This window comes from Scytonema millei VB511283, from assembly GCF_000817735.3.
Taxonomy (GTDB): Bacteria; Cyanobacteriota; Cyanobacteriia; order Cyanobacteriales; family Chroococcidiopsidaceae; genus Chroococcidiopsis; species Chroococcidiopsis millei_B.
On sequence record NZ_JTJC03000003.1, the window covers coordinates 334662 to 361216 of the forward strand.

The following is a 26555-nucleotide window of genomic DNA, read 5'->3' on the forward strand; positions in this document are numbered from 1 at the left end:
ACTTATAACTTGCATTCCACCCAGAATCGATCTGGGTTTTTTTTGTAACTGGGGAATCGAGAGTCGGGAGTGGTGCGGAAATAACTGATAACTGATAACTGATAACTGGTCACTGATAACTGTTCGCACCCTATACTAGGACTGGGGGAATTGACTTTGCAGGAGGGTTTATGAATGTCTTCGGAATTGGACTGCCAGAAATGGCTTTGATTTTTGTAGTTGCACTGTTGATCTTTGGACCCAAAAAGCTGCCAGAGATCGGTCGGAGCTTGGGGAAGGCTATTCGCAGTTTCCAAGATGCTTCTAACGAGTTCCAGTCAGAGTTTAAGCGCGAAGCGGAACAGATAGAACAGGCAATGCAGACAACTGCCGAACTAGAACCAAAGCAAATTCCGCCAGCAGCAACAGAAGAAACCGTTTCTACCAATACGACAACTTCTTCAACGCAGCAAAGCTAGACAAATAAAAGCTAGATCGATAGGTGTAATGACAGAAGCGATCGCGTCTAATTCAACTTCCAACCAGGCTATCATCGTGCCGCAACTCATTGTTGGCTTGGGCAACCCAGAGCCTAAATACGACCAAACCCGCCATAATATCGGTTTTGCTGCTGTTGATGCGATCGCTCGTGCTTGGCAAATTCCACTGGCAGACAATCGCAAATTTCAGGGCATATTTGGTGAAGGTAGGAGTAATGCAGGTAAAATCCGCTTACTCAAACCCCTAACATATATGAATAACTCCGGTCAGGCAATTCGCGCTGTCACGGATTGGTATAAGCTACCACCAGAATCGGTACTGGCAATTTACGACGATATGGATCTCCCCTTGGGAAAAATTCGTCTGCGCTTATCCGGCTCGGCTGGCGGACACAACGGGATGAAAAGTGCGATCGCTCACCTAGGAACGCCAAACTTTCCCCGCCTACGAATCGGTATCGGTAGACCTCAAGGCAACAATACCAAAGAAGACGCATCGACTATATCTTACGTGCTAGGACGCTTTTCCTCTGCTCAAGCCCCATTAGTAGCTGAAGTTTTACAAATGGCGTTAGAAGCTGTAGAACTAAGCTTAAAGCAAGGAGTAGCGCAAGCAATGAACCGCTATAATAACCGCAATATCTTATTAAACGCTAAGGATACAAAACAGGCTGTAGGTAACTAGCGATCGCCTATCTTGTATCCTTATTTCACCTTTTATCTAACACGGTGACTTTCTTCCTTCAATCCAGTTCAGCAGCGTCACCAATTGAGAATATATTAAATTTAAATTTCCGATCTATCTATCTCATCCGTCGCTTGCGTCGAGCTGCAACAGCTTTGCGTTTGCGTTTCTCTTGGGGTGTTTCAAAATGACGATGATATTTTACATCCGCCAAAATTCCCGCTTTGGATACTTGGCGCTTGAACCGCCGTAATGCCGAATCAATTCCTTCATTTTCTCCGAGAAGCACTTGGGTCATTCTATCTCTTTCCTCAAAATCATCAATTCAATTGTAGTCTCCCCTAAAGTTCGTTTGTTCGGTGACTACATACCATAAATAGTGCTGGAAACCAGTTTAGCATTATCATTGTTGCCTTAACTAGGGGTAACCACCACTGGAAGAGAGCTGAGGAACAAGTCGTAAGTTGTAAGTCGTAAGTCGTAAGTAACTGACAACTGACAACCGATCGCTGATAACTGACAACTGATAACTGATAACTGATAACTGACATTTTGGGCAACATAAATACAGTTGCTCTCTTGTCCTATCGATGCTCGATCTCATTGCTGCTGCTTTTGAACGCCAAGATTATGACACCGCAGCCCAGTTATTACAGCAGCTGCGACATAGTTCTCCCGCAGACCCTTGGGTACAATTTTACTCGGGTAGATTAGATGAAATATCTGGCAAATTAGATACAGCCGCAGAGATTTATCGGCAACTGTTACTGGATTCGGATCGCGTTCACGCTAGGATTGTGGTGCAAGCGCGTCAGGGTATAACCCGCATTGAATCACTTATAAAGGCACAACGCCAGCAGGCGATCGCCCAAGCTACTGCCGATTCCGATAATATGCAAAAAGGCGTGTTGGTATTAGAACCGATTGCTAGCGATCGCAAATCTGAAGCTGCTGGCAATTTAGCCCAAATTATGCAAATTGACCCCTATACAGCTCGACTTCAGCTCCCAAGTCGCGGTTGGCGGTTGTATCGTACGGGAGCAATTGGCGAATTACAATTTTTCGGTCAACAACTTTTGGCTGCTAACATACCATGTTTTTGGTCAACTTTGGCAGAAATCGAACAGATCCAAGTTTTCCAAGCGCGATATTTTGAAGTCGCTCCAGCAGCCAGTGTTGTTTGTCAAAATGAAGTAGATGAGCTGAGTTTTCTGAGCTTTCAATGGTCGGAAGTGACTCATAAAGTGACGGGATTACTACCCCTTTTCGAGCAAGTCGTAGACCTAAATGTGCGTGGCAAGCTACAACGCAAAACTCAAACTCAAGACTACGCCCAATTCTGCGATTTACACTTAAGCGATCGCGGTTATATCGTGCGACTATGCGATCGCAATTATATGTTCCACAATGGCATTCCTTTTTCCGAGCAGCAAACGCACAATCAAACAACTGTCAGAATCAACTGGAATCATTTACAGAATTTTCTCGACCAAAAACTCGAACGCGCTGAATCCTGGTCGGATTTTACCATTTTTGCTGAAACAGCTTTGGATCGGAGCGATTTACTCGCTCCAATCCCATCTCACATCCATCTATTCCGCCGCGAACCCACTAACTGGGATGCGGCATTCCATCTTTACAGTGGATTAGCTTTCTTAAAAGGAAGGAAAAATTAATCTAGAGAGGCGATCCGCCACACTCTACATTTTGTACTTCAATCTAACCAGGAGTCTTCACTTGGCGTGCCATATCCAAGAAAGAATTCATATTTGCTCCAGGACGACGACGGCTGTTAGAAGCAGACGGCATTAGGTAGTTGGGCGCAAACGTAGAAGCAGCCTTACCATTGCTATCAGCAACAGCTTTCACTGGTTTGGTTGGCTTAACAACCTGAGCTTTGACTCCCTCAGCAGTTTGCACCAATTCTACTTCTACTTTAGGGGGTTGTTTTTTGGTAGGAGCCTCAGCTTTTGCCGTTTCTGCTTTAGCTGGTGCAACCGCATCAGCAGTTTTTACCTTCTCTGCTTTAGCTGGCTCTGCTTTAGCTGGCTCTGCTTTAGCGTTAGACTCAGATTCTTTAGTTGTTACAGCAGTGACGAGTTCTGACGCTTTAGCTTTAACTTCGTTAGTTGCTGAAGCAATTGATTTAGCAGCAGCTTTTAGTTCTTTGGGGACTTCTGTTTCTTCTAATTCAAGAAAATAACCATTACCCTTGCGCGGTTTATTGGGTTTACCTTCCAAGGATTTCTTGCTACTGAAAAAACCTAGAAAGAAGGACACTATCCCACTCAGTATTTTTTTGATCGAACCGAACATTTGCAATACTCCTGGCTTCTGACGATGAGATTGACGGCAACTTCTGAAAAACTCAACTAGACTGCGATCGCAACACAAGATCGATCGTGCTGCCCCCTGCGATCTGACAGCACTTGTTTCCTTTTATACTATTTCGCTTGCAGTTGAAATTGCTTCACTAGGCTAAATATCCCTAGATACTTCTCGCAGGTCACTCAAATTTGGATCTAATTAGGATTAATTATGAAATTTTTTGGGAATTTTATGCAAGATTAATATTTATTTCTTAACATTTATTTACCCTAAACCGCTCAAGTATTATTACTTAGTCCATTAGGAGTAGATAAACGCAGCAAATGTTAATAAAAATCTACATATTTTTAAGAAAGCGACGGTTGATGATGAGTGGCTGGTGGCTGGTGACTAGTAACTAGAAACGATTCTAGCCACCAGCCACTCGTCACTAGTCACTGATAACTGATAACTGATAACTGATAACTGTCTCTCATCTTTGCCACTGCTGTAATATGTAGTCATAAAATTTCTCGCGATCGACTCGCTCCATGACTTGAACTTTGCGCCCGCCAGGTTGAACTTTGGTGCGACCTTGGCTTGCACCTGTAGTTATAATTGTCGTTTCCCACTCCCGTAGTTGATAAAACTCTGGATGAGCCAGATACGCTGTGGCTAACACATCCCAAAAATAATAATCTTGCGGAATGACCAAGGCATAACACTGTCCTACCAAGTCTGAAAGGGGATAATGACGCTGTTTGCCCATTTGCCGCACGATCGCGGCTGTGACTGGAACATTATTTGTTAAATCGAGAGGACACATCACAATCGGAATCTGGGTTCGCCAAACGCGATCGACAGCCATTGCATCCCAGTAAGCATTCCATTCCGCCGAGCCATCTTGTCCTGGTTCGATGCTTTTTTCCACATTACCAGGAACATTCAACGCTCCACCCATCCAAACCAGGCGTTGAATCTTAGCTTCGATTTCTGGAGCTGTCTCTAAAGCAACTGCAATAGTGGTCAGGGGACCAGTTACCATCAAAGTCACGGGTTCTGGCGCATTCAGCAAGGTATGGATCGTAAACTCCTGACCTGTTTGCTCAACCAAAGGCGTGCGAATGGTATCTTGCTGGTTGAGAATGGGTAGGCAATCGACAATGAGAGAATCGCGGCGATAGAGACGGGGGAAAGGATTAATCCCGCGTACGGTACTAGCTGCAACTGGAATGCGATCGCATTCCATGAAATCGAGAATTTTACGGGTAGCACTGACAGCGGCGTGGGCGTAACAATCAGCTGGAGTGACAACAACACCGAGACATTCAACCTGCTCCATCGTCATCAGTAGCATAGTTGCTAGATAATCATCTACACCACCGTCACAATCCATTAGTACGAGTTGTTTAGACATAAATTGGAGAAATATTCATGGATGAGTTTATGGCAGCGGCGATCGCCCAAGCGCAACAAGGGTTAGCAGAAGGCGGTATTCCTATCGGTTCGGTACTGGTTAAAGATGGCAAAATTGTCGGCAAGGGACACAATAAGCGAGTTCAAGATGGCGATCCCGTAACTCATGCAGAAATCGATTGCCTCCGCAACGCAGGTAGAATTGGTAACTATAAAGGTACAACTCTTTATTCCACATTGATGCCTTGTTATCTCTGTGCTGGTGCTGTGGTGCAGTTTGGGATTAAAAAGGTGATTGCGGCTGAATCTGCCAATTTTGCTGGAGCCAAAGACTTTATGGAGGCACATGGCGTAGAAGTTATCGATTTAAATATGTATGAGTGCAAGCGAATGATGGGAGATTTTATTGAAGAAAATCCCTCTCTTTGGAATGAGGATATTGGTGAATAGGGTACGGCATAGCGCGTCAGACTCTACTCGATCGCAAAAAATAAGAGCGCCAAATCGTGCGCTCTCATTTCATTTATGTAATTTGATTCAAGCAACTTGCGAGTGTATTTCCTCTTCACTCGGTATCCAGTTAGCTGATAAGTCTTCAACCACACCTGTTTGTCTTAATTCCCTATCTCTCACGACTCTGACTATTAAGGTTGGCTGATAAACTCCATCAATAATCTGGTGTCCGTAACCGATGACATTGCCAGATTGTCCGCTAGCGTGATGAATAACGCGATCGCCGACTTGAAACATGGCTCACTCTCCTTATTTGAGGATATGGTTGTCTGCTGTTTCTTGTCTCGAACCTGGATCGTTAAATTGATTAAGTTGTTATTCTCCTTCTCTATGACTTGCCGTGAATTATATGTTGAGAGTCAACGTCGATTGATGGGTTGTTTGCCAAAATATTTTGTTCGCACTGACGAACACCTGACCTACAATTGACGCAAACGAACTGCCCAGACAACGCTCAATCAAATGAGAGAAAGTTATTTCGATTGGCAGCTACTAATATTGACTTTACTCTTACTTTATTCCAACGCCACAATATCAGACGCAATTTAACGAGTCAACAAGCTGAAAATATTTTGTAATCACTACTACGAGTTATTTGATAACTCAGTAGTATTTAAGTATTTCTTTAGTTCTGCTTTAACTTTTATGTACTCAGCCTCAAGCTCAGAGACAATTTCTCTACTCTTTGGGAACTCAATTGTGCTATTACGTCCGATGATTTCTAATTGCTTTGATAGCTGACTGAAATGCATTGCGCCCAAAGTAGCACTACTAGACTTAAGAGTATGGGCTGCTCGTTGTAATTCTGTAGCATTTACAGATGCGATCGCAGTTTGAATTGTTTGAATTAATTTTGGAGTGTCTTCTAAATAAGCATCAACCACCACTGCGATCGTTGCGGCTCCACCTTCCCCCGCCATCTCCTTTAATGCTTGCAAAGCCTTAGGATCGATTACAGGAGAGGATAAAGGTGGTACGTGGTGCGATTGATGCGGGTGTGGGGTGTGGGGTGTGGGGTGTAGGGTGTAGTGAGTGACTAGTGACTGGTGGCTAGTGGCGCGTGGTTTTTCTCCCTCAGCTCCCCCAGCTCCCTCAGCTCTCTTCTCCCGACTCCCGGCTCCCGACTCCCGACTCCCATCTTCTACGGGATGGCACTGACTCAAAGCCTGAGCCAAATGCTCGATCTTCACGGGTTTAGTTAGGTAATCGTCCATACCAGCATAGAGACAGGCTTCGCGATCGCCCTGCATGGCATTTGCAGTCATAGCCACAATTCGCGGTTTATGCGGATGGAACCAACGCTGGCAAATTTGTCTTGCTGCCTCCAATCCATCCATTTCTGGCATCTGTACGTCCATCAACACAACATCGTAAGGCTGACGTTGCAGCGCGGCTAGAACTTCCAGTCCATTGTTAGCAACATCTGCCCGATATCCCATCTGCTGCAACATTAATAACGCTACCTTTTGATTCACCGTATTATCTTCAGCTAATAAAATATTTAAAGGATGAGTTTGCGCTATTTGAGCGCTAAGAGTTGAGGATTTAGGCAAAAATGGTGCAACTTGGGATGGCTGCGACTGTTCGCTCAAAATTTTCAACAGTACGTTATAAAGCTGAGATTGTTTGACAGGCTTTGTCAGACAGGCAGATAACTTGACTGCTGGACTTTGACTGGCGACTTCTGGCTTACCCATAGAAGTCAAGAGGAGCAAAGGTAGCTTGCGGTAGCTAGGTTGTTGGTGGATGGTTGTCGCTAGGCTTAAACCGTCCATCTGCGGCATTTGCATATCTAACACTGCTAGATCGAACGGATCTCCACGTTGCAACCATTCCAATGCTTCTGCACCAGAAGCAGCCGCACGGGGAAGCATTCCCCAAGATTGAGCTTGCAACATCAGAATTTTACGATTAGTAGGGCTATCATCCACAATTAGCAAACGCTTACCGTGCAATTGCGGCAAAATACAGAAACTCTCATTTTGCACGATATTGGGTGCTGCTACGGTAATCGTAAAGTGGAAGGTAGAACCAACCCCGACTTGACTCTCTACCCACATTCTCCCGCCCATCATCTCAGTTAATCGCTGAGAGATCGCTAAACCCAACCCCGTCCCGCCATATTGACGAGTAGTGGAAGTATCGACTTGACTGAAGGACTTAAATAACCGATCCATGCGATCGGTAGGAATTCCAATCCCAGTGTCTTTAACGGCAAATTGAATTTCATAGAATCTCGGCATGAGATAGTCGGCAGTCTGCGGCAGTTGCTCTTTTTTTCTTCCCTCTAGATACTCGCTACTATTTACCTCTTTAGTCGTGACTGAAACTACAACTTCTCCATGCTCCGTGAACTTCACTGCATTGCTCAGCAAGTTGACTAGAATTTGACACAGCCGCGTCACGTCTCCCACAATCGTATCTGGTGTTTGTGGATCGAGCAGGTAAGCCAGCTCCAGATTCTTTTCCGCCGCATGAGGAGCTAGCACGTCGAGAGAATTTTCAATGCAAACTCGCAAATCGAAGGGTTGTTCTTCCAAATCCAACTTGTCTGATTCAATTTTGGAAAAGTCTAGAATGTCGTTGATGATTGTCAGTAAAGCATCGCCGCTTCTGCGAATCGTATCTACAAAATCTTGCTGTTGGGGAGTTAGAGATGTATTGAGTAGCAAACCTGTCATGCCGACAACTCCATTCATGGGAGTACGGATTTCATGGCTCATGTTGGCGAGAAACGCACTTTTAGCTTGATTGGCAGCCTCAGCTGTGGTACGAGCCATCTGCGTTTCCAATTGCAACACTTCCAATGCTGTTTTTGATTCCACAAGTTGCATACTAGAGGCTTCCGCTTGCTCTAAGGCTGTCTGTAAAGCTACCGTTCTCGCGGCTACTTCTTGTTCTAGCTTCGTATTTTGATCTGCCAACTGGGCATCCCGATGAGCGATCGCATTTGCCATCTTGTTAAATGATGTCGCCAGATAGCCCAATTCATCTTGTCTATCGGCATCTAATTGGATATCTAAGTTTCCCGCTGCAATCAGTTCTGTAGCTGTCAGCAATCTCCTTAAAGGTTTAGCAATTTGCTGGCGTAAAGTGACAAATATTAAGGCAATTTCTATTAACAGTGATGATAGCCCTAAGATCGGGATAAATTTAGCGTTAGACCATGCCTGCTGGAACAAAATTGACTTGGGAAGGACAACTACGAAATACCAATTCAGAGCGGGAATGCTAGTAACAGCAAGATACTCGTTATTTTGAGCATTATCTATGACTATTTCTCCAGGTTGAATCTGCTTGACTAATTTAAAAATAGTTTGCAAATGCAAATCGCCCGCTCGATCGAGATAATATTTACCCTGACTAGCTTGAATTTGTGACCGGAAAGACGCGCCCGCAAGCCCCTAGTCTTCTAGCTATGGGGATAAGGGCGCAGGCGATTTTAATCGCCGTCAAACTTCTTTCTGAAACTGAATATACTGCTTAATTACTTCTAAAGGCGCTCCACCAACAGTAGAGATAAAGTACGAGTTACTCCAAAGAGTAGGAAGTCTGCTTTTCAAGTGTGGAAACTCTTGTCTTAAATAACGAGACGATGCGCCCTTAAAACGTTTAATCGCTTTGTGTACCCCGAACTGCGGGTCTACCTCGACTAGCAAGTGTACGTGGTCGGGCATAATCTCCATCTCTAAAATATCTACTTGAATTTCTTGGGCTATCTGTTGCAAGATTTCTTTGAGTCGAATATCCACACCCGACTTGAGTACTGAGCGTCTGTATTTGGGACACCAGACGATGTGGTACTTACAGGAGTAGACAACGTTTTTGTTGGATTTGAATTGATGTTTCAATTTTTATTTGTGTTATTTAAGTCATAGCTGTATACTAACTTTAGCTTAAGTGTATAGTAACTATGTTAGTCGGATATATCTACAAGCTCAACCCGTCTCCCAGTCAATCGGCTGTGATGGAGAAGCACGTAGAGATGTTAAGACTGCAATACAACTTTCGGATTCGTGAAAGAGCCCAAGCGTATGAGCAAGCCAAAAGTCCGGTGCTAGGCAATTACTGCGATCTAGCAACTTCATCTGAGTGCTGTCCTCTAACTTGCTCTGTCTCGAAAAATGCACTATACGGCTCTCCTTGGACAGCATCGGGCAAGAAGCGAAGCGCGTTGGCACAACAAGATGCCGATTTACCCAACCTTAAGCGAGAGCGCCCCTGGTACGGGCAGATTCAGCACCACGTTCTCCAGCAAATGCTGCGGCGGGTAGACGATGCCTTTCAACGGTTCTTTCGAGGAGAGGCGGGCTACCCCAAACCCAAGCGACGAAGTAAATTTCGCTCGTTTAGCTATCCTCCTGGAGACGTGCGCTTTCAAGGTAATCGCGTTCGTCTGCCTGGGATTGGTTGGTGTCGGTTTTTCCAGTCCCGCCCGTTTCCAGACGGCTTTACCGTCAAGACTGTAACAGTCCGCTCTAAGGCTGATGGCTGGTATATTAGCGTTCGATTGCAGGATAATTCTGTCCCAACCACCCCAACACCACTAGCTGTAAAAAGTGCAATTGGTGTGGATGTTGGTATAGCCAAACTAGCTTCTATCGACACGGGCGAAATTATTCCCAACCCAGGCTTCCTGAAATCTAGCTCAAGGCGACGGCGAATATTACATAGACGCGCATCTCGCAAGAGAAAAGGGTCTAAGAACCGTCGTAAAGCATATAAAAAACTAGCTTGTCTTGAACAAAAAATAGAGCGGCGACGCACGGATTATCAGTGGAAAGTAGCACACAAACTAACCCGTACCACCGATCTCATCATCTTCGAGGATCTCAATATCAAGCGAATGATGGCACGCTGCAAGCCCAAGGTAGATCCCGAAACCGGACGCTACCTACATAACGGTCAGGCTGCGAAGCGAGGTTTGAATCGAGTTATCGGAGATGCGGCTTGGGGTGAGTTGAAACAAAAAACAATTGTCGTGGCTGCGAAGTCAGGTGTTTTGATTCATTCGATTCATCCCAGGCACACCAGTCAGGAATGTAGTTGCTGCGGCTACAAAAGCCCCACAAACCGCGACCAAGAGAAGTTTTTGTGCGAGTCTTGCGGTCATATAGCCGATGCAGATATTGATGCCGCTGTCGTAATCCGGCAACGCGGATTGAAAGAACTTGGCATATCGCTGCCACTACTGGGAGTCCCCCAGAAAGTTACGCCTGAGAAGCCTGTTGCAAGACAGGGGAAATCAGCGACGTTGGTTGCTGAGTCCAGGAACCCTCAAAAATACGAGCAATTGTCTATTTTTGAGTGGAGGAAGAGTGGGTAACTACCCTTCGGAATCCCCCGAATTCTATTCGTGGGGAGCCGTCAAATCAAATCTGGATGAGCAATGAGGCGACCGTCGGAGTGAAAAATCATACTGTAAGATCCTGGTAACCACTCGTTTGCCGTTCTCTTCACTAGATTGTCAATTGGAATGTCAGTACCAGTTGAAGCTAAGCGTCGCTCGTCCTGAGTTGCTGCTGCTAAAGCTAAAAAATCGCTCTCTTGCCGACCTCGTTCAATGACATATTGTTTGAGGTCTTCTCGCACATGAGATTCCAAACTCGATAAAACATGGAGATAACCGATCGCGCTAGCAGCAATAATCACAAGAGTTACTCTCACTGTAATTTTTAATAATGTTCGCCGTGCTATCTTGCCAATTGCTATTCGACTAGAAGCCATATCTTAATTTCCAATCCGACAAATGCTTCACGCTACGTTCGCATTTAGTATTCCCGGAATTAGTTATCAGTTATCAGTGAATAGGGAGCAGGGAGCAGGGAGCAGAGAGCAGGGAGAATGTTCTGATTTCCCCAAAATTTTCTTTATCAAAAATTTATGAGATTGGAACAAAATTGCGTGATTTACTCGATGTGAAAGCTGCCAATGTTAGTTCATAGTGAAGCTACGAGATCCAATGGATTCTCTCAAAGCGATCGCCAGTAGCAATACTGGCAATCAAAGTACTGGCAACACTAAACAGTTGGCAGTGCAAAAAGTCTTTCTCCTCTGCTGCAACTCTACTAACCTTTCCTACTTCTCATGGGTGTTCGTCACTATGAACTCTAACCCCGTCTCTTCAACTACACCCTTAATCCTCGTGGTGGACGACGATAGAACCATGAGGATTTTGCTGCGCCAAGCGATGGAGAAAGATGGCTATAGGGTAGTAGAAGCGGTAAACGGACAGCAAGCGTTAGAGGCGTATACTCAATGTCATCCAGATTTGGTCTTACTCGATGCGCTCATGCCTGTAATGGATGGCTTTACTTGCTGCGGTCAGCTACAAGCTCTTTCTCGCTCTAAGCACGCACCTGTTTTAATTATCACGGCTTTAGAAGACCAAGAATCAGTCGATCGCGCCTTCCGTGCCGGTGCCAGCGACTTTGTAACCAAGCCCATTCACTGGGCTGTTTTACGGCAGCGCGTCCGCCGACTTTTACACCAAACTCAACTTTACAAACAATTGGCGCGATCGAATCGCGAATTGCAAACAAAAATCAACGAACTCCACCAAGCACAAAAAGCACTGCAAGAGAGCCGCGAACGTTATGCTTTAATCGCTCAGAGCGCTCACGATGGTTTGTGGGACTGGAGTATTAGAAGTAATCATATTTATTATTCTCCTCGTTGGAAATCGATGTTGGGTTATGAGGAGAAAGAAATAGGTAACAGCTTAGCGGAATGGTTCGATCGCATACATGCTGAAGATAAAGCTAAGTTTCAAGGAGAATTAAGCGCCCATTTAGCAGGATTAACCAACCATTTTGAAACTGAATATCGGTTATTGCACCAAGATGGTAGCTACGGTTGGATGCTTTGTCGAGGGCTAGCCGTGCGCGATTCTGAAGGTAAACCATATCGCATGGCTGGTTCTCAAACTGATATTACTCAAAATAAGGCAGCCGAGGCGAAATTACTGCACGATGCTTTCCACGATGGGTTAACAGGTCTACCAAATCGCCTCTGGTTCATGGAGCAATTAGAAAAAGCCATTCACCAAACAAAACAAGACCCGAAATCTCAATTTGCCCTCCTATTTTTAGATCTCGATCGCTTTAAAGTGGTCAACGATAGTTTAGGTCATGCTATGGGCGATCGCCTCCTCTTGGAGATCGCAACTCGCTTAAAAGCGTGCTTACCATCCAATAGCACTCTCTCTAGGTTAGGAGGAGATGAGTTTACAATCCTGTTGGAAAATTGCGATGCTCTTCGAGTTCGGCAAATTGCAGAGCAAATTCATCGAGAATTGTCAACCCCCTTCAACCTCAAAGGCAATGAGGTTTTTTGCACCGCTAGTATTGGGATTGCTTTAAGTCATAGCGGATACGAACATTCGGAAGACGTGCTGCGAGATGCCGATATGACCATGTATCGTGCTAAAGCTATGGGTAAAGCGCGATCGGAAGTCTTTGAACCTGCGATTCACGATCGGGCGATCGCCAGAATGCAGCTTGAAATTGACCTGCGGCGGGCGCTAGAACACAAAGAGTTCATGGTAGTATACCAGCCGATTGTCTCGCTCAACAGCGGACGAGTTACTGGATTTGAAGCATTGATTCGTTGGCAACATCCCCAACGAGGCTGGGTATCACCCGCAGAATTCATTCCTGTTGCTGAAGAAACTGGGTCGATCGTCCCGATTGGCTGGTGGATACTCGAACAAGTGTGTCAGCAGTTACGTACTTGGCAGCAGCATTCTGTAGTTGACTCTCGATTAACAGTGAATGTTAATCTTTCTGGCAAGCAACTGACACAACCCGATCTGGCGCGGGAAGTTAAACAAATTCTGCACAAAACTGGGCTTTCTCCTAGTAGCTTAAAGTTAGAAATTACTGAAAGCGTACTGATGGATAATGTTGATGCTGCGGTTGCTATTTTGCAGCAGTTGAAGACGTTGGGAATTCAGTTGGCGATCGATGATTTTGGTACGGGCTATTCTTCCCTCAGCTATCTTCACCGCCTACCCATAGATACGCTGAAGATCGATCGCTCTTTTGTTAACGATATTGATTGCGATCCAGAAAAAATTGAGATGATCCGTACTATCGTCTCTATGGCATGGAACTTGGGCATCAATGTGGTTGCTGAAGGGGTAGAAACGAAAAAGCAAATGTATCAATTGCAAGCCTTGAAATGCGATTACGGACAGGGTTATTTCTTCTCGCGTCCGGTGGATGCTGAAGCTGCCAAGACTCTACAGTATTTTGAGATTAGAGGTAGCCGTTCTTCTCGCAGATCGAAACAACATATGCCAACACGTCATATCGATTTGATGGAAACTCGTCACGTCGATTTATTGGAAAATAGTTCTCAACACGCAACAAAAACATTTATCCTACCAGATTTAGTCGATCTGGGCGGGCATGGATTATCCGATCGCAGATAAGTAAGAATATCTCGTTTAGAATCAGTAATGACGATCGATAACAGCCTTAACGTGAATCGATACTTAGATGTAATTAAGTTGTTGTGGAGTGCTGCGATCGCGGCTGAGTTAGAATACCGCGCTAATTTTGTTTTAGCAACCCTCACCAGCCTTGGCAATCTTGCAGGCAGTTTGTTCGGACTTTTCCTGTTCTATCGCACTGGTTATACTTTTGAAGGCTGGCAATGGCAAGAAGCCTTAATCGTATTGGGCGTTTTTACTTTACTCCAGGGCTTTTCCAGTACGTTTCTCTCTCCCAATCTCAACAGAATTGTCACTTACGTCCAACAGGGAACGTTGGATTTTGTGTTGTTAAAACCAATTAATAGCCAATTTTGGCTTTCTACCCACACCCTTTCCCCTTGGGGGGTTCCCGATATTCTTTTTGGCAGCATAATTATCGGCTACGCTGGGAGTCTACTCGGTTTGACGCTTGGTGACTACTTACTAAGTACAATTCCATTAATCTTTGGCTTTATTAGCCTCTATAGCTTGTGGTTTATACTTGGGGCGACGAGTATTTGGTTTGTCAAAATTTACAACGTCACCGAGGTATTAAGGGGATTATTGGAAGCAGGACGATATCCAATGGTAGCTTATCCAATTGCCTATCGTTTCTTCTTTACCTTTGTCGTCCCCGTAGCTTTTCTCACCACAGTTCCAGCCGAGACAATGTTAGGCAGAGTTCAGTTAGGCTGGGTAATTGGTGCGGGACTGTTAGCACTATGTCTATTTGCGATCGCTACTGTATTTTGGCGGTTTGCCTTACGGTTTTACACCAGTGCTTCGAGTTAATCAGATGTCGTATGCGTTATTTTTTCGTGTATCTTGCGAACTTAGGATTTACTAAAATGAAATAAAATGCCGAATCTTTATATTATTGGCGGTGCAAATGGTGCAGGTAAAACAACTGTATCAATGAGTTTGTTGCCAAGTCTGGGATGCTACGAGTACGTAAATGCTGACGCGATCGCTATTGGACTTTCTCCCTTCAATCCAGAGTCTATGGCGATTGAAGCAGGACGTTTAATGATTCAAAGGTTGAGAAGCTTGTCAGATTCAGGTGTCGATTTTGCCTTTGAAACAACTTTAGCAGCCAGAACTTTTGCATCTTTTATGGGTGTTTGTAGAGAAAGAGGTTATACAATTAATCTAATTTATTTCTGGTTGCAAAGTGCTGAATTGGCAGTAGAACGGGTAGCGAGACGGGTAGCTAGTGGCGGACATTCGATTCCAGAAGCAGTAATTCGCAGACGCTATCAGAGGGGAAGGAGAAATCTGTTTTCTCTGTATTTACCTTTATGCGATGGTTGGATGATTTATGATAATTCTAGTTCATCTTCTCAATTGGTAGCTGAACGTATTATTAATCAGCAGCCTATAATCTATGAGAAAGAGACTTGGAGAAGAATTTCGGAGGAAGGAAATGACTGAAGAAGAAATGCAGCAAATGCATGACAAAATTGATGCTGGAGTTAAAGCAGCGATTGCAGCAGCAATTGAAAAACACCGCAAGCTAGGCGAGTCAATTAGCATTATGCAGGATGAAAAAGTAGTCACTTTGACTGGTGACGAAATTCCTGTTTTGAAAATAACTCATAATAATGCAAATAAACCGAAGATTTAAGTATGGGAATATTTGAGTATACTTACTACCCACTGATAGCCTATTACCAAGATGCTGCGGAGAAAAGCAATGCTATGTTTCTCTATTTAACATAACTACAACAAAAAATTAAATGTAGGGTGGGCAGCGCCCACACCATTAGCATAAATGAGGTCAGCAGCTCTAGAAATTAATTAAACGTAGCGTCCACCACAATTAGCATAACTGAAGCAAGCAGTTCATGGTGGGCATTGCCCACCCTACAAATATATGGAGATTAATTTTAAAGTTGCTGAAACCTCTGATATAGAAACTCTGGTAAATTTTATTAGAGGATTTTACGAGTTTGACGGTCATATATTTGATGAGAATAGTATTCGTACCACATTGTTAAAGCTGCTGCTTGATGCTAATCTGGGGCGAGTGTGGCTGATTCGTAAAGGTGAAGAGGCGATCGGCTATATTGTTATTACTTTCGGCTACAGCTTAGAATATCGAGGTAGAGATGCATTTATTGATGAGTTTTATATTAGAGCCAGCGATCGCGGGCAAGGAATAGGTAAACAAACGATCCAATTTCTGGAAAAAATTTGCTCCGAACTAGAAATTAATGCCTTACATTTAGAAGTCGAGCGGCACAATACAAAAGCACAAAATTTCTACCGTCAGGTGGGTTTTGTAGACCAAAATCGCTACTTAATGACTAAGTTGAGCGTCCAACAATATGAGCCGATCGCCTAGCCGCACGGTTAAGATCGATGGGTGTAGATCCTGATGCAGAAGATATTTAGGCAAATACTGGCAGTTATCCTATCTTTGCTACCTCCAGTAGTCGCGATCGCTTCAGCGTTACTTGTAGGTGCGGGATTAATGTTAGTTGCAGGTGCAAATCCCATCGCAGCCTATACAGCCCTATTTCAAGAATCCCTCTCTACTTATTTCGGTTTTGGCAATACGCTCACAAAAATGGCTCCCCTACTATTAACAAGTCTAGGGGTTCTAATAGCTTTACGGGCAGGACAATTTAATATTGGTGGCGAAGGACAGATCTACATGGGGGCGTTGGGTAGCGCGATCGCGGGATTATCTATCAAAGGTATACCTGCATTAATTCACGTCCCTTTAGCACTACTAGCGGGTTTTCTCTTTGGGGGAATTTGGGGTTTAATTCCTGGTTACCTTAAAGCAGTGCGGGGAGTCAATGAAGTCATTACTACGCTGTTGCTCAATTATATTGCTTTCAACTTAGTCAGTTACCTCGTTCAGGGACCGTTAATGGCTCCTAATGCACCTAGCCCTTATTCTCCCATTATTGCCCGCTCTGCCCAACTACCGATTATCCTTCCAGGTAGTTTAGCCCATGCCGGAATTTTAGTCGGACTCGTAGCGGCTGGGGTGTTATGGGTACTGTTACAGCGATCGCCTTTCGGTTATCGTACCGCAGCCGTGGGGATGAATCCAGTTGCAGCCCGTTATGGTGGTATTTCTGTACAGCGTACCATTATGCTCGTCATGGCGCTGGCGGGTGGTTTGGCGGGGTTGGCTGGTGCATCGGAGGTGATGGGTTTGAAATTTCGCCTGTTCGAGCAAGTTTCACCCGGTTACGGCTTTGATGCGATCGCGATCGCTTTTTTGAGTCGCGGTAGCGTTCTCGGAGTTATTCTCACGTCTCTATTTTTTAGCGCCCTCCGTAGCGGTGCAAATGTCATGCAACGCAGCGCCGGTGTTCCCGTCACGATTGTTTTTGCTATTCAGGGGTTAACCGTGCTGTTCGTGGCTATTAGCCAGCGTTGGTTAGTTAAACCACCGCAGAGAGAAAGCATTGTTCAAAAAGTCTCTCCTGCTAACGAATCGTAAATTGGCGAGCGCAGCGCTTAACGGTGCAGTGGATGACGCGATGTTTTGCTAATATCCACAAGTCATTCGTAACAATATATTACATCTACATGAAATTGAGCTATATTTCGCGGAATTTGCTTATGACGAACAGTATTTTAACTAAATCCACCTCTAGCAAGCGCGCATGACATCCATTCACACAAAGTCTCGTTCACAGCGAGTACAGCAAAAGTAAGCATCGATCGCTCTCACATGCATTCTCCACCCGATTCTAGAGCGGCGATCGTCAAGCACTTCATCGTTTCTTCAACTTAGATTTACACTCATTTTATCTCGTCACTCTATCCAAAGAGGTAGTTTACGTGTATGTTAGAATTTATACATAATACATAAATCATCAATTAGCCCGGTTAAACAAACACTTTTAAATCGAGAGTAAGCGTGTAAGTAACTGAAATGCTCATAACAAAAAGAATACATCAAGTACGTAATAAAATCTTAAGAAAGATTTTTGATACTCCAGTATTTACAATTCCCTCAGAACTTGCTTATAAAGAGGCAGTTGAGCAGCATACTTATAAGTTACCCGGACTTACTCCCAACGACTCTCAGATTGTTAAGACACTCAAACAAGAAGGAATTTTTATGACTTCCTTAGAAGCATTAAATATTTCTTCTACACCTTCAGTTCTGGCATCTGTAAAAAAAGTATTGCCAACCTTACTAAACGTTTTACCCAGCAACAAACAAGAATTTGCCATTCACGCGAGCAACGCGCAAGTTATGGAACATCCAGAGCTTTTTCTCTGGGGATTAGAAGATAGATTGCTGGATATTACCGAGAATTACATTGGTCTACCGATCGCATATCACGGTGTCTACTTTCGGAAAGATTTAGCAAATGATGTCAAACTCAAATCAAGGCTTTGGCACATAGACACAGAAGATCGCTGTGTGTTTAAAATTATCATTTACTTAAATGATGTCAGCGAAGGTAATGGTCCTTTTCAATATATTTCTAAACCTTTGACTGCGCTTTTATCTAGTTCGCTGGGATACAAACACGGCTATCTACAAGATAAGACGGTAGAACCGATTATTCCTCAATCTGAATGGATCTCATGCACTGGTACGGCTGGTACGGTAATTTTAGTGGATACTGGTAGCATTTTCCATCGAGGTAAAGTGCCGGAAAATAGCGATCGCTTTGCTCTGTTCTACGATTACAGTTCGAGAGAACCGAAATATCCCTATTACTGCAAATCTTCTCTACCGCAAAAAGATTTACTTACCTTGATGCCGAGATTATCCACACATCAACAGGAATGTCTTTGGAAAGATAATTGGTAAGCTGGAACGAGTCTTGTCAAACGTCATTTATCATTTGTCATTTGTTTTTTGAGCTGAAACGCTATAGTTAGAAGAATTATTAGTATAAGCGTTAGCTGTTGCAATTGAACGCCGATGAACGTAGATTGACACAGATTAGTCTTTGCGAAAGAACTGCTGTAATATCTCTTTCGGTGGGCGATCCCAAGTGTCGATATGTTCGTAAATTAAGCCGTCTTCATTTAATTTGTAGTTAGAATAGCCGTTAAAAAATACTTGGGGTTTCCAAGGTAGTCGTAATACTCCTCGAACAGTCCAAGTTGCTAAAATTGTCTGTTCGTCTTTCTGATGTACGTCGTGTACGTCGAAGTAAATTTCTGTAAAAAATAATTTGGCATGAAATCGTAACGTCCAAAAGATAATTCGATAATTGAATTTATATTTAAATTTATTGACTGGATCTTGAAAATAGATATTTTGTGTATAGATATCGTAGGAAATATCCCGTTCAAACAGAGTTGGTAAATCGTGTTTGAGCGTATCAATATTATATTTTACCTGTAATTGATATTCCATTTATCCTTACTTTTTATTGCCGTTTTCTGTTGGATGAAATCGCGGTTGGTAGTAGGGGCGTACAGTTGTGCGCCCCTACAGATAATCATTATTAAAAGCGATTCTGCCACAATTTGAATAAATTCTGAATTCCTCTAGCTACCGAAGAACCAGCGTTCTCAGGCTGGGGCTGGGCAAGGCTGGCAACAGAGGGAAAGGCAGCAGATTTCGCATAAGCACCGTTACGTAAAACTTTAGCTAAAGCATTATTATCCGATCGCAAGCCTTCGTAAAAGAAAAAGACTTCTCCGTTAATACCGCAATAACGATTGTGGGCGATCGTCTGCGATAAATATTGAGGAGTCATGCGGTACGAACTAATTTTGAGTAAAACACCTGGAGCAACTCGCGATCGCTGTTGAGGAGTCACTTGTTCTCTTACAAGGCGATCGATAATCTGTTTGTAGCTATTGAAATCGCGGCGATAAGCTTGGGGGTGGAGTAGATCGACTAATCCTCGTTGCAGCCAAGTTTGAGAATCTTGCAAGTATTCTTTATAACCCCAGTCGTAGATACTAGGAGCCATTGATATGAGTAAATTGGGATTAACGGCTTTGACTTCTCGATTCAGACGGGCGAGAAAGTTAGTCAAAATATCTGCCCGCCATTGCAGCCACCGCCGATCCTGGGGGTTTGAGGGAGGTTGACGGCGAAATTTTTGGCGATAACGGGCTACAGTTCCCACATCGTAGCCGCCTTCACACGGCATAGCAGGAATACGATCGTCACCTTGAATGCCATCTATATCGTAATTATTGACAACTTCTAAAATTAAACTCAGCAAAAAATCTTGTACTTGGGAGTCGAGGGCATTCATCCACTCGAAACCATTCTTTTTCAGTAAATTACCTTTACAGTCACGGGCTGCCCATTCTGGTTTTTTTGCGAGTAATTGTCCCCCATTTTGGTTGTAGGAACTCGCAAAACCGTATTCAAACCAGGGAATAACTTTCAGTCCGACTCGCCTTGCTTCAGTCACCAGTTCGGCTAACGGATCGCGTCCAGTGTAGCGCGGATCGATCGCCAAGCCAAACTGCGATCGCATCACTTGACTGGGATAAACTGTAGCCCCTTTACTCCACACAACGGGGAACACCACGTTAAATCCCGTCGCTGCCAAGAAATTCATCGCCTCGGCAATATTCGCTTGAGAGTCAAGAACTGCACTATCGGTATTGGTAATCCAAATTCCTCGTATTTCACTCACGATTTAATTTGTTTTCAATTTACGATACCGTGCTTGCAACACCATATAAATACTGTAAGCAATTAATCCCAAAGCCACAATTCCTAAAATCCACTTGCCAAAAGGTTGCTGAGATAGTACTTGTAATGCTTCGCCCAATCCTCTTGCTTCACTGGGGTTATTATTTCTTGCCGCTTGGATTAGAAAGAAGCCGATCGCGCAAAATACGACTCCCCGTGCTGCCGTGCCAAATCCACTAATACCTAATACCCATTTTTTCTCAGTTTCACTTAATTGATGCAGATCCATTTCTTTACGAAATTTAGCAGTAAAAGCGCGATAAAACTGATAGAAACCCATGCCAATAATAAACGCGCCTACAGTTCCGACTAACCATTGTCCGAAGGGTTGTGAAAGTAGCGCTGCCGTCCCATCTTGAGTCGCATTACCACCGCCTCCACCACCAGTTCCAAGAATTAATTGAACTGCACTAAAAGCTAATCCAGCATAAATAAACCCATTAATTGCATAACCGAGTCGCTGAAAAATTCCTTTAGCATTTGTGCCTTTATGTTCGGGATCTTTAATTGCCTCGACGAACCGCCAAAGTGCATAACCAAGTAAACCAAGAGCGATCGCGGCTAGTAAAAATTTTCCGAATGGCTGAGTTAATACCGTTTGTAATGCACCTTCGGTATCTGTTGTTTTTCCACCTGCGCCAAAAGCCGCTTGTGCTGCCAACAATCCAACAATACCGTAAACCACTCCCTTAGCTGCATAACCAAATCTCGCCAGTCGCTCCACCCAAGTTGAAGGGTCTTGCCTCGTCAGCTGTTGTGTCATGGTACGTAGTAGAACTCATGTAAGTTCTTTAGCAGCAAAGCATTAATAATTACATCTATCCAAGTGTTTAGCTACGAGTTTGATGAATCGTTGTTTGGTAATTTGTCACTCGATCTTGGAGCAATAAATTCGTAAGGGCGCACACGTGTGCGCCCTTACAGATCGTAATGCTGAGAGAGCAGAACATAAGCTGGATTCTGTTTTCTGCTGCATCAACGCGATCGCGTCTCTACATACAGAAGGCAGTTATCTATCTGGGATGCCTGTTACCAGACACCTCTAGCGGTACACCAATAGCGGAACTGGTAAAAGACCAACCGTAGTTCCTCCGACCTTGCTCCCAACCGGGGTTTACCGAGCCAGCACCTCTCGATGCTGCTGGTGCGCTCTTACCGCACCTTTGCACCCTTACCCTTTTCAGTTATCAGTTATCAGTTATCAGTTATCATTCGGTCACTGGTCACTGTTCGCTGGTCACTGAAAAAGGCGGTATCTTTCTGTGGCACTATCCTCGCGATCGCTCGCACTGGGCGTTACCCAGCAAGTTTGGTCTTTCGGGAGTCCAGACTTTCCTCAGACCAGCTGTAAAAGCTGGCTGCAACTGCCTGCGCCTACTCTCTCTAGATCTAGTGTAATGGTCATTTGTCATTTGTCATTTGTCTAACGTTTCTTACTTACGACTTACGACTTACGACTTACGACTTCTTCTTGACGTACTGGTGGTTCTATCCTTGACATCGGAGAAGTTTTCAAACCAACCTCGCCGCCAGAAGAAATAGATGAGTCCAGCAGCGGTTGCTCCCATAGCTGCCAAGCATAAGGGATATCCCCAGTACCAATTCAACTCCGGCATATTCCAGGGAGATTTTTCCGTGTTAAAGTTCATGCCGTAGACTCCAGCAATGAAAGTTAAGGGAATAAATATAGAAGAAACTACCGTCAGCAACTTCATGATTTCATTCATTTTGTTACTCACGGCTGATAGGTAGACATCCATTAGACCAGAAGTTAGTTCGCGATAGGTTTCTACCATGTCTAGAATTTGTACGGCATGGTCGTAACAGTCGCGTAAATAGACTTGGACGCGATCGCTAATTAAACTGTCATTATCATCGCGGATCAGCATGGCGATCGCATCTCGTTGGGGCCAAATTGCCCGCCGCAAGCTGAGCAATTCTCGTCGGACGCGATAGATTTTGTTTAATGTTTGCCGTGTCGGTTTAGTAATTACTTCGTCTTCTAGATCTTCCATTTGTTCGCCGTAAGCTTCCAGAACTGGAAAAAAGCCATCAATAATCGAATCTAACAATGTATAGGCTAAATAATCTGCTCCTAACTTGCGGACGCTGCCTTTGTTGTAACGAATTCGCAGGCGTACCTGTTCAAAGCAGTCGTGTTCTGGTTCCTCTTGGACTGTGAGTAAGTAGTGTTTTCCTAAAATAAAACTGACTTGTTCGCTATGGAAACCACCACTTTCTTTTGGTATCACCATCCGCGCAATAATGACTAAATGGTCTTCGTAATCGTCTTCTACTTTAGGACGTTGCGGCACGTTGACGATATCTTCTAAAACCAATGGATGCAGATTAAAAACTTGTCCCAATCTTTGTAAGATATCTTCGCTACCTAAGCCTTGCACGTCAACCCAGGAGACAGATTCGGTGTCCAGATAGGGAAGGCATTCTTCTGGTGTGGCTAGGGTTTGGCGTGTTGCGTCTGCTTCGTTATAGTCAATTAAAACGATAACTGGTGGTTGAGCGTCAACCCCAATATTCAAAGTTCCTGGTAGACTACCCGGTTTGTCGTAAAAGTAGTCAAAGTGAGGCTGTGTGTCTGGTTTAGCAGCACGAATACGAGATTTTGTCATGAACGAGATGCGTGCGGGACTCCATCGCGATCTTAATCCTTATAGCGCATTTAGGTTGTGTTACGATCGTGTTTTCTTATCACGGGAACAGTATAAACTGGAGCGATCGCGCTGCTCGATCTATGGAAAACTCATCCTTATTCACTCAAGTCGTACAATCTTTAGACCAAAATGAAGATTCAGCTCGAATTAAAAAACTAGTTTTCTACGTCGCAAAACAAGTTTGGGCTAGAGACCAAAATCAGTTAGATAGTATAAGTTTGACCGATTTAGTTCGAGAATTATTTACTATTTATTCAGACATCGAGAGTCTAAAGAAAAACATCTATAGAATGGCACAAACTTTAAATAAGCCAGAGCAGTACTTAAGTGTTGCTAGCACGATTATTGCTGAAGCGAAAATTTTATACGATTTTCAAAAAAATAAACTAAGTTTTGAGTCCGATCTAATTACCGTTCCTTTAGTCACGGCAGTTCGTCAAGAAGCTCTTGTTACTTTAGCTCCTACTTCACCATCTGTACAAACTAAGAAGAAAGTTGAGCCATTTGAAATACGCTTAAAGGTCATGACTCAAACCAATCCCTTGCAAGCAAAAATATTATTATTTTCGGTTGTAGAGCATCAATTTGATTGGAGTCAGCAAGATTGGGCGGCGTTGCGAAGTACAGAACTATATGAATTGATTCGTAATATAACTTATACATGTCAATCTTTTGAGGTTTTAGTTGACACCCTGAATTTAACAGCTCGAAAACTGAATAAGCCTCATGAGTATCTGGCGATCGCCAATATTATTAGTCAAGCACTTAAACCCATGTTTTAAATTTTGACTTTTAAATTTTGACTTTTAACCTCGATTGTAATATCCACAATATTTGCTATACATAATTTATGGATGCCAACGAACTCATAAAACGCTATGCAAGTGGAGAAATTAATTTTAGCGGTTTAGAATTAAAAGGAATTAATTTAATTGGTGCAGATCTCATTAGTATTAATTTGATTCAAACTGATTTGCGTAGTGCTAATTTAATTTTTGCTTATTTAAATAGAGCGCAGTTACATAAAGCGAATTTAAGTAGTACAAAACTAAGTGGCGCTAACTTAACGCAAGCCGACTTACGCGAAATCAAGTTACACGATGCCGATTTACACGGAGCAATTTTACAAGGTGCGGATCTACGCAGTGCCGATTTAAGGCTAGCTAACTTACTCGATGCAAATTTAATTGATGCAGATTTACGTAATGCTAATTTGAGCGGTGCTAACTTAACAGGTGTCTGCCTTCGCGGTGCTAACCTCAGACAAGAACAGAAAGAATATGCAGCTAATTTACGTAGTGCTAGACTATTTCAAGCTGATTTGCGGGGTGCGAATATGGCGGGTGTAGATTTGTCTGGAGCCGACCTGCGCTGTGCTAATTTAGTTGAAGTTAATTTGCGGGGTGCTAATCTTTACGGTGCTAATTTAAGTGAAGCTAATTTAGCTGATGCATTTCTCAGCGATGCTAATTTAGATCGGGCAATTTTAAGAGAGGCAAACTTAAGTAATACTAAACTCGAACGAGTGTTGTTGAATGAAGCAGATTTAACCCGTGCTAATTTAAGCGATGCGATCGCACCTGATAGTAAAATCACTAAAGCAAACTTAAGTTACGCTAACTTAACTAAAACCCGAATGAATCGAGTCGATTTAAGTCGAGCTAACTTGTTAGGAGCAATTTTAATTGATAGCTCGTTAATTGAAGGATTTTTAGCGCGAACAAACTTAACCGATGCAAACTTAGATAACGCTAACTTATTTAAAGCCGAAATCAGTAGCGCCAACCTCACGGGTGCAAATTTACGCGGTGCGACAATGCCAGATGGTAGTACGAATAATGGGTAGCGATCGCCACAAATTATAGTTAGAAAAAATATTTTTTTCGTCCTGAAAATAATCGTTTCACAAATAAACCTTAACTAGAAATTAATTCAGTCTTTGTCTGCCTTTGATCTGTGCCAACTAAGCTGTGGACGCAGGGTTAAGGTTAGATAACAAAATGAGTATATCGCGACGTTCTTTTTTTGTTTTAGCAGGTGCTAGCACCGTAGGGACAATTTTAGCAGCGCCATTAAAAGAACTATATGCTAGACAGGCTCGCGGTGAATCTATTAAAGGTATAGGATACGGTACGCTGCAACCAGACCCGAACGGCTTGTTGGATTTACCAGTTGGTTTTCAATATCGAGCTTTTTCTCGCACTGGGGACATGATGAGCGATGGTAAACCCGTACCAGGCGACCATGACGGTATGGCGGCTTTCCCTGGAGCGCGAGGCACGACTATTTTAGTACGCAACCACGAACTCAGTCCAGATGAAGTGACCAAACCAAAAGTTGAGGCTTCAGAAGAAAAACAGTACGACACTTTATGTCGTGGTGGTACGACAACTTTGATTGTAGGGCCCAATCGGGAACTGATAAAAGATTTTGCTTCCCTGGCTGGAACTTACCGCAATTGTGCTGGCGGACCCACTCCTTGGGGTAGTTGGATTAGTTGCGAAGAAAATACTTCTACTCCAGCAGATAATCAACCCGGTGCTGCTACTAATGTCTCGAAGCTACACGGCTATAACTTTGAAGTACCGAGTAGTGCTACGGAACCTGTAAATCCGATTCCACTGGTGGCAATGGGTCGCTTTAACCATGAAGCGATCGCTGTAGATCCTAAAACTGGTATTGTCTATCAGACGGAGGATAGGGGAGATGGTCTATTTTACCGTTTTATTCCCAAATTGCCTGGAAACTTGCAAGCAGGCGGAGTGCTGGAAGCACTGAAGATTAAAGATATGCCGCAGGCAATTACCAAAACGAATTTTCCTGTAGGACAGCCAATGGCAGTCGAGTGGGTACGTATCGACGATGTTAACCCCGTTAAAGATACTGTCAGGGTTGAAGGTTTTGCCAAAGGTGCAGCACAATTTTCCCGTGGGGAAGGAATCTGGTACGGTAACGGTGAATTTTACTTTTGCTCTACTGATGGTGGCGAAGCAGAACTCGGTCAAGTTTGGCGTTACGTTCCTGACAACTCTCGATATGGTGGTACGATCGAACTATTTGTAGAGCCGAACGAACAAAATGCTTTAGATGGTCCTGATAATATTGTTATTTCTCCTTTAGGCGATTTATTTATTTGCGAAGATGGTGAAGGCGAGCAGTTTGTAGTTGGCATTACTCCCCAAGGGGAACTGTATGATTTCGCTCGCAACGCAATTAATGACAGCGAGTTTGCTGGAGCGTGTTTCTCGCCCGATGGTAGAACGATGTTTGTCAATATTCAAGACCCTGGCATCACCTTCGCAATTTGGGGACCTTGGCGCAAGTTTGGTAAATAAGCAGCGATCGCTACGGGATA

27 protein-coding genes and 1 other RNA gene are annotated in these 26555 nt (G+C 43.8%); 15 read left to right on the forward strand and 13 right to left on the reverse strand.

What is annotated here, in order from left to right; all coding sequences use genetic code 11:
* Positions 1 to 170 precede the first annotated feature (170 nt).
* Both QH73_RS13235 and pth read left to right on the forward strand, forming a co-directional pair.
* Positions 171 to 458: a TatA/E family twin arginine-targeting protein translocase gene (locus tag QH73_RS13235; protein ID WP_039713404.1), complete on the forward strand. Its 288-nt coding sequence runs from the start codon at positions 171 to 173 to the stop codon at positions 456 to 458.
* Between the two features lie 28 nt (positions 459 to 486).
* Entirely contained in the window at positions 487 to 1164 is a 678-nt protein-coding gene (gene pth / locus QH73_RS13240) for an aminoacyl-tRNA hydrolase (RefSeq protein WP_039713403.1), read from the forward strand.
* Positions 1165 to 1282: 118 nt separating this feature from the next.
* Here the strand turns inward: pth and rpsU are convergent, their stop codons facing one another.
* Together rpsU and QH73_RS13250 are read right to left on the reverse strand one after the other, a co-directional pair.
* Complete coding sequence (rpsU, locus tag QH73_RS13245; RefSeq protein WP_015157038.1) at positions 1283 to 1462, reverse strand: 30S ribosomal protein S21; 180 nt, start codon at positions 1460 to 1462, stop codon at positions 1283 to 1285.
* A 43-nt stretch (positions 1463 to 1505) separates the two neighbouring features.
* Positions 1506 to 1727 carry a hypothetical protein gene (locus QH73_RS13250; protein ID WP_132867017.1) on the reverse strand — a complete coding sequence of 74 codons (222 nt, stop codon included), beginning with the start codon at positions 1725 to 1727 and terminating at the stop codon, positions 1506 to 1508.
* Positions 1728 to 1754: 27 nt separating this feature from the next.
* Here QH73_RS13250 and QH73_RS13255 point away from each other — a divergent pair, with 27 nt between their 5' ends.
* Entirely contained in the window at positions 1755 to 2840 is a 1086-nt protein-coding gene (locus tag QH73_RS13255) for a tetratricopeptide repeat protein (RefSeq protein ID WP_039713402.1), read from the forward strand.
* A 43-nt stretch (positions 2841 to 2883) separates the two neighbouring features.
* Here QH73_RS13255 and QH73_RS13260 read toward each other — a convergent pair whose 3' ends face one another.
* Complete coding sequence (locus QH73_RS13260) at positions 2884 to 3480, reverse strand: hypothetical protein (protein WP_039713401.1); 597 nt, start codon at positions 3478 to 3480, stop codon at positions 2884 to 2886.
* A 484-nt stretch (positions 3481 to 3964) separates the two neighbouring features.
* Positions 3965 to 4888: a nucleoside hydrolase gene (locus QH73_RS13265; RefSeq protein ID WP_039713400.1), complete on the reverse strand. Its 924-nt coding sequence runs from the start codon at positions 4886 to 4888 to the stop codon at positions 3965 to 3967.
* Between the two features lie 17 nt (positions 4889 to 4905).
* Here QH73_RS13265 and QH73_RS13270 point away from each other — a divergent pair, with 17 nt between their 5' ends.
* Positions 4906 to 5337, forward strand: coding sequence for a nucleoside deaminase (locus tag QH73_RS13270; protein ID WP_039713399.1), 432 nt, complete (start codon positions 4906 to 4908; stop codon positions 5335 to 5337).
* Positions 5338 to 5424: 87 nt separating this feature from the next.
* On the opposite strand, the gene QH73_RS13275 is transcribed toward QH73_RS13270, so the two are convergent.
* The 3 genes from QH73_RS13275 to tnpA all read right to left on the reverse strand — a co-directional run bounded on the left by QH73_RS13275 (position 5425) and on the right by tnpA (position 9251).
* Positions 5425 to 5637, reverse strand: a complete 213-nt coding sequence (locus QH73_RS13275) for a hypothetical protein (RefSeq protein ID WP_132867019.1) — start codon at positions 5635 to 5637, stop codon at positions 5425 to 5427.
* Between the two features lie 347 nt (positions 5638 to 5984).
* Entirely contained in the window at positions 5985 to 8723 is a 2739-nt protein-coding gene (locus tag QH73_RS13280; RefSeq protein ID WP_052289745.1) for a response regulator, read from the reverse strand.
* 129 nt (positions 8724 to 8852) lie between these two features.
* Positions 8853 to 9251 carry an IS200/IS605 family transposase gene (gene tnpA / locus QH73_RS13285; protein WP_039713398.1) on the reverse strand — a complete coding sequence of 133 codons (399 nt, stop codon included), beginning with the start codon at positions 9249 to 9251 and terminating at the stop codon, positions 8853 to 8855.
* Positions 9252 to 9313: 62 nt separating this feature from the next.
* Here tnpA and QH73_RS13290 point away from each other — a divergent pair, with 62 nt between their 5' ends.
* Positions 9314 to 10726, forward strand: a complete 1413-nt coding sequence (locus QH73_RS13290; protein WP_039713397.1) for an RNA-guided endonuclease InsQ/TnpB family protein — start codon at positions 9314 to 9316, stop codon at positions 10724 to 10726.
* 41 nt (positions 10727 to 10767) lie between these two features.
* Here QH73_RS13290 and QH73_RS13295 read toward each other — a convergent pair whose 3' ends face one another.
* Positions 10768 to 11127, reverse strand: a complete 360-nt coding sequence (locus QH73_RS13295; RefSeq protein WP_132867021.1) for a hypothetical protein — start codon at positions 11125 to 11127, stop codon at positions 10768 to 10770.
* A 235-nt stretch (positions 11128 to 11362) separates the two neighbouring features.
* Here QH73_RS13295 and QH73_RS13300 point away from each other — a divergent pair, with 235 nt between their 5' ends.
* The 7 genes from QH73_RS13300 to QH73_RS13330 all read left to right on the forward strand — a co-directional run bounded on the left by QH73_RS13300 (position 11363) and on the right by QH73_RS13330 (position 18668).
* The gene (locus QH73_RS13300) at positions 11363 to 13834 is read left to right on the forward strand and encodes an EAL domain-containing response regulator (protein WP_201278132.1); all 2472 of its coding nucleotides are present in this window, start codon (positions 11363 to 11365) and stop codon (positions 13832 to 13834) included.
* Positions 13835 to 13885: 51 nt separating this feature from the next.
* Positions 13886 to 14668: an ABC transporter permease gene (locus tag QH73_RS13305; RefSeq protein ID WP_039714490.1), complete on the forward strand. Its 783-nt coding sequence runs from the start codon at positions 13886 to 13888 to the stop codon at positions 14666 to 14668.
* A gap of 66 nt (positions 14669 to 14734) precedes the next feature.
* Positions 14735 to 15307, forward strand: coding sequence for an ATPase (locus QH73_RS13310; RefSeq protein WP_039713395.1), 573 nt, complete (start codon positions 14735 to 14737; stop codon positions 15305 to 15307).
* A complete protein-coding gene (locus QH73_RS13315; RefSeq protein ID WP_039713394.1) occupies positions 15300 to 15500 on the forward strand; it encodes a hypothetical protein in 201 nt (66 codons plus the stop codon). Before QH73_RS13310 ends, QH73_RS13315 begins: the two co-directional genes overlap by 8 nt.
* Before the next feature lie 249 nt (positions 15501 to 15749).
* Entirely contained in the window at positions 15750 to 16220 is a 471-nt protein-coding gene (locus tag QH73_RS13320; protein ID WP_039713393.1) for a GNAT family N-acetyltransferase, read from the forward strand.
* A 33-nt stretch (positions 16221 to 16253) separates the two neighbouring features.
* Positions 16254 to 17336 carry an ABC transporter permease gene (locus tag QH73_RS13325; RefSeq protein ID WP_039713392.1) on the forward strand — a complete coding sequence of 361 codons (1083 nt, stop codon included), beginning with the start codon at positions 16254 to 16256 and terminating at the stop codon, positions 17334 to 17336.
* 438 nt (positions 17337 to 17774) lie between these two features.
* Positions 17775 to 18668 (forward strand): 2OG-Fe(II) oxygenase, encoded by an 894-nt coding sequence (locus QH73_RS13330; protein WP_132867023.1) that lies wholly within the window; start codon positions 17775 to 17777, stop codon positions 18666 to 18668.
* A 135-nt stretch (positions 18669 to 18803) separates the two neighbouring features.
* Here QH73_RS13330 and QH73_RS13335 read toward each other — a convergent pair whose 3' ends face one another.
* From QH73_RS13335 to corA, 5 genes are all read right to left on the reverse strand, one after another.
* Positions 18804 to 19223 carry a C6orf136 family protein gene (locus QH73_RS13335; protein WP_039713391.1) on the reverse strand — a complete coding sequence of 140 codons (420 nt, stop codon included), beginning with the start codon at positions 19221 to 19223 and terminating at the stop codon, positions 18804 to 18806.
* A 91-nt stretch (positions 19224 to 19314) separates the two neighbouring features.
* Positions 19315 to 20469: a glycoside hydrolase family 10-like protein gene (locus QH73_RS13340; RefSeq protein ID WP_052289744.1), complete on the reverse strand. Its 1155-nt coding sequence runs from the start codon at positions 20467 to 20469 to the stop codon at positions 19315 to 19317.
* A gap of 3 nt (positions 20470 to 20472) precedes the next feature.
* Positions 20473 to 21291, reverse strand: coding sequence for a DUF1206 domain-containing protein (locus tag QH73_RS13345; RefSeq protein WP_039713389.1), 819 nt, complete (start codon positions 21289 to 21291; stop codon positions 20473 to 20475).
* 171 nt (positions 21292 to 21462) lie between these two features.
* Positions 21463 to 21909, reverse strand: an RNA gene (gene rnpB / locus QH73_RS13350) — RNase P RNA component class A.
* 70 nt (positions 21910 to 21979) lie between these two features.
* Complete coding sequence (gene corA, locus QH73_RS13355; RefSeq protein WP_039713388.1) at positions 21980 to 23158, reverse strand: magnesium/cobalt transporter CorA; 1179 nt, start codon at positions 23156 to 23158, stop codon at positions 21980 to 21982.
* A 122-nt stretch (positions 23159 to 23280) separates the two neighbouring features.
* Between corA and QH73_RS13360 the strand changes: the two genes are divergently transcribed.
* The 3 genes from QH73_RS13360 (at position 23281) to QH73_RS13370 (ending at position 26535) form a co-directional block, all read left to right on the forward strand.
* Positions 23281 to 23982 (forward strand): hypothetical protein, encoded by a 702-nt coding sequence (locus QH73_RS13360; RefSeq protein WP_039713387.1) that lies wholly within the window; start codon positions 23281 to 23283, stop codon positions 23980 to 23982.
* 68 nt (positions 23983 to 24050) lie between these two features.
* Positions 24051 to 25046, forward strand: a complete 996-nt coding sequence (locus QH73_RS13365) for a pentapeptide repeat-containing protein (protein WP_039713386.1) — start codon at positions 24051 to 24053, stop codon at positions 25044 to 25046.
* A gap of 154 nt (positions 25047 to 25200) precedes the next feature.
* Complete coding sequence (locus tag QH73_RS13370) at positions 25201 to 26535, forward strand: alkaline phosphatase PhoX (protein WP_039713385.1); 1335 nt, start codon at positions 25201 to 25203, stop codon at positions 26533 to 26535.
* Positions 26536 to 26555: the final 20 nt, after the last annotated feature.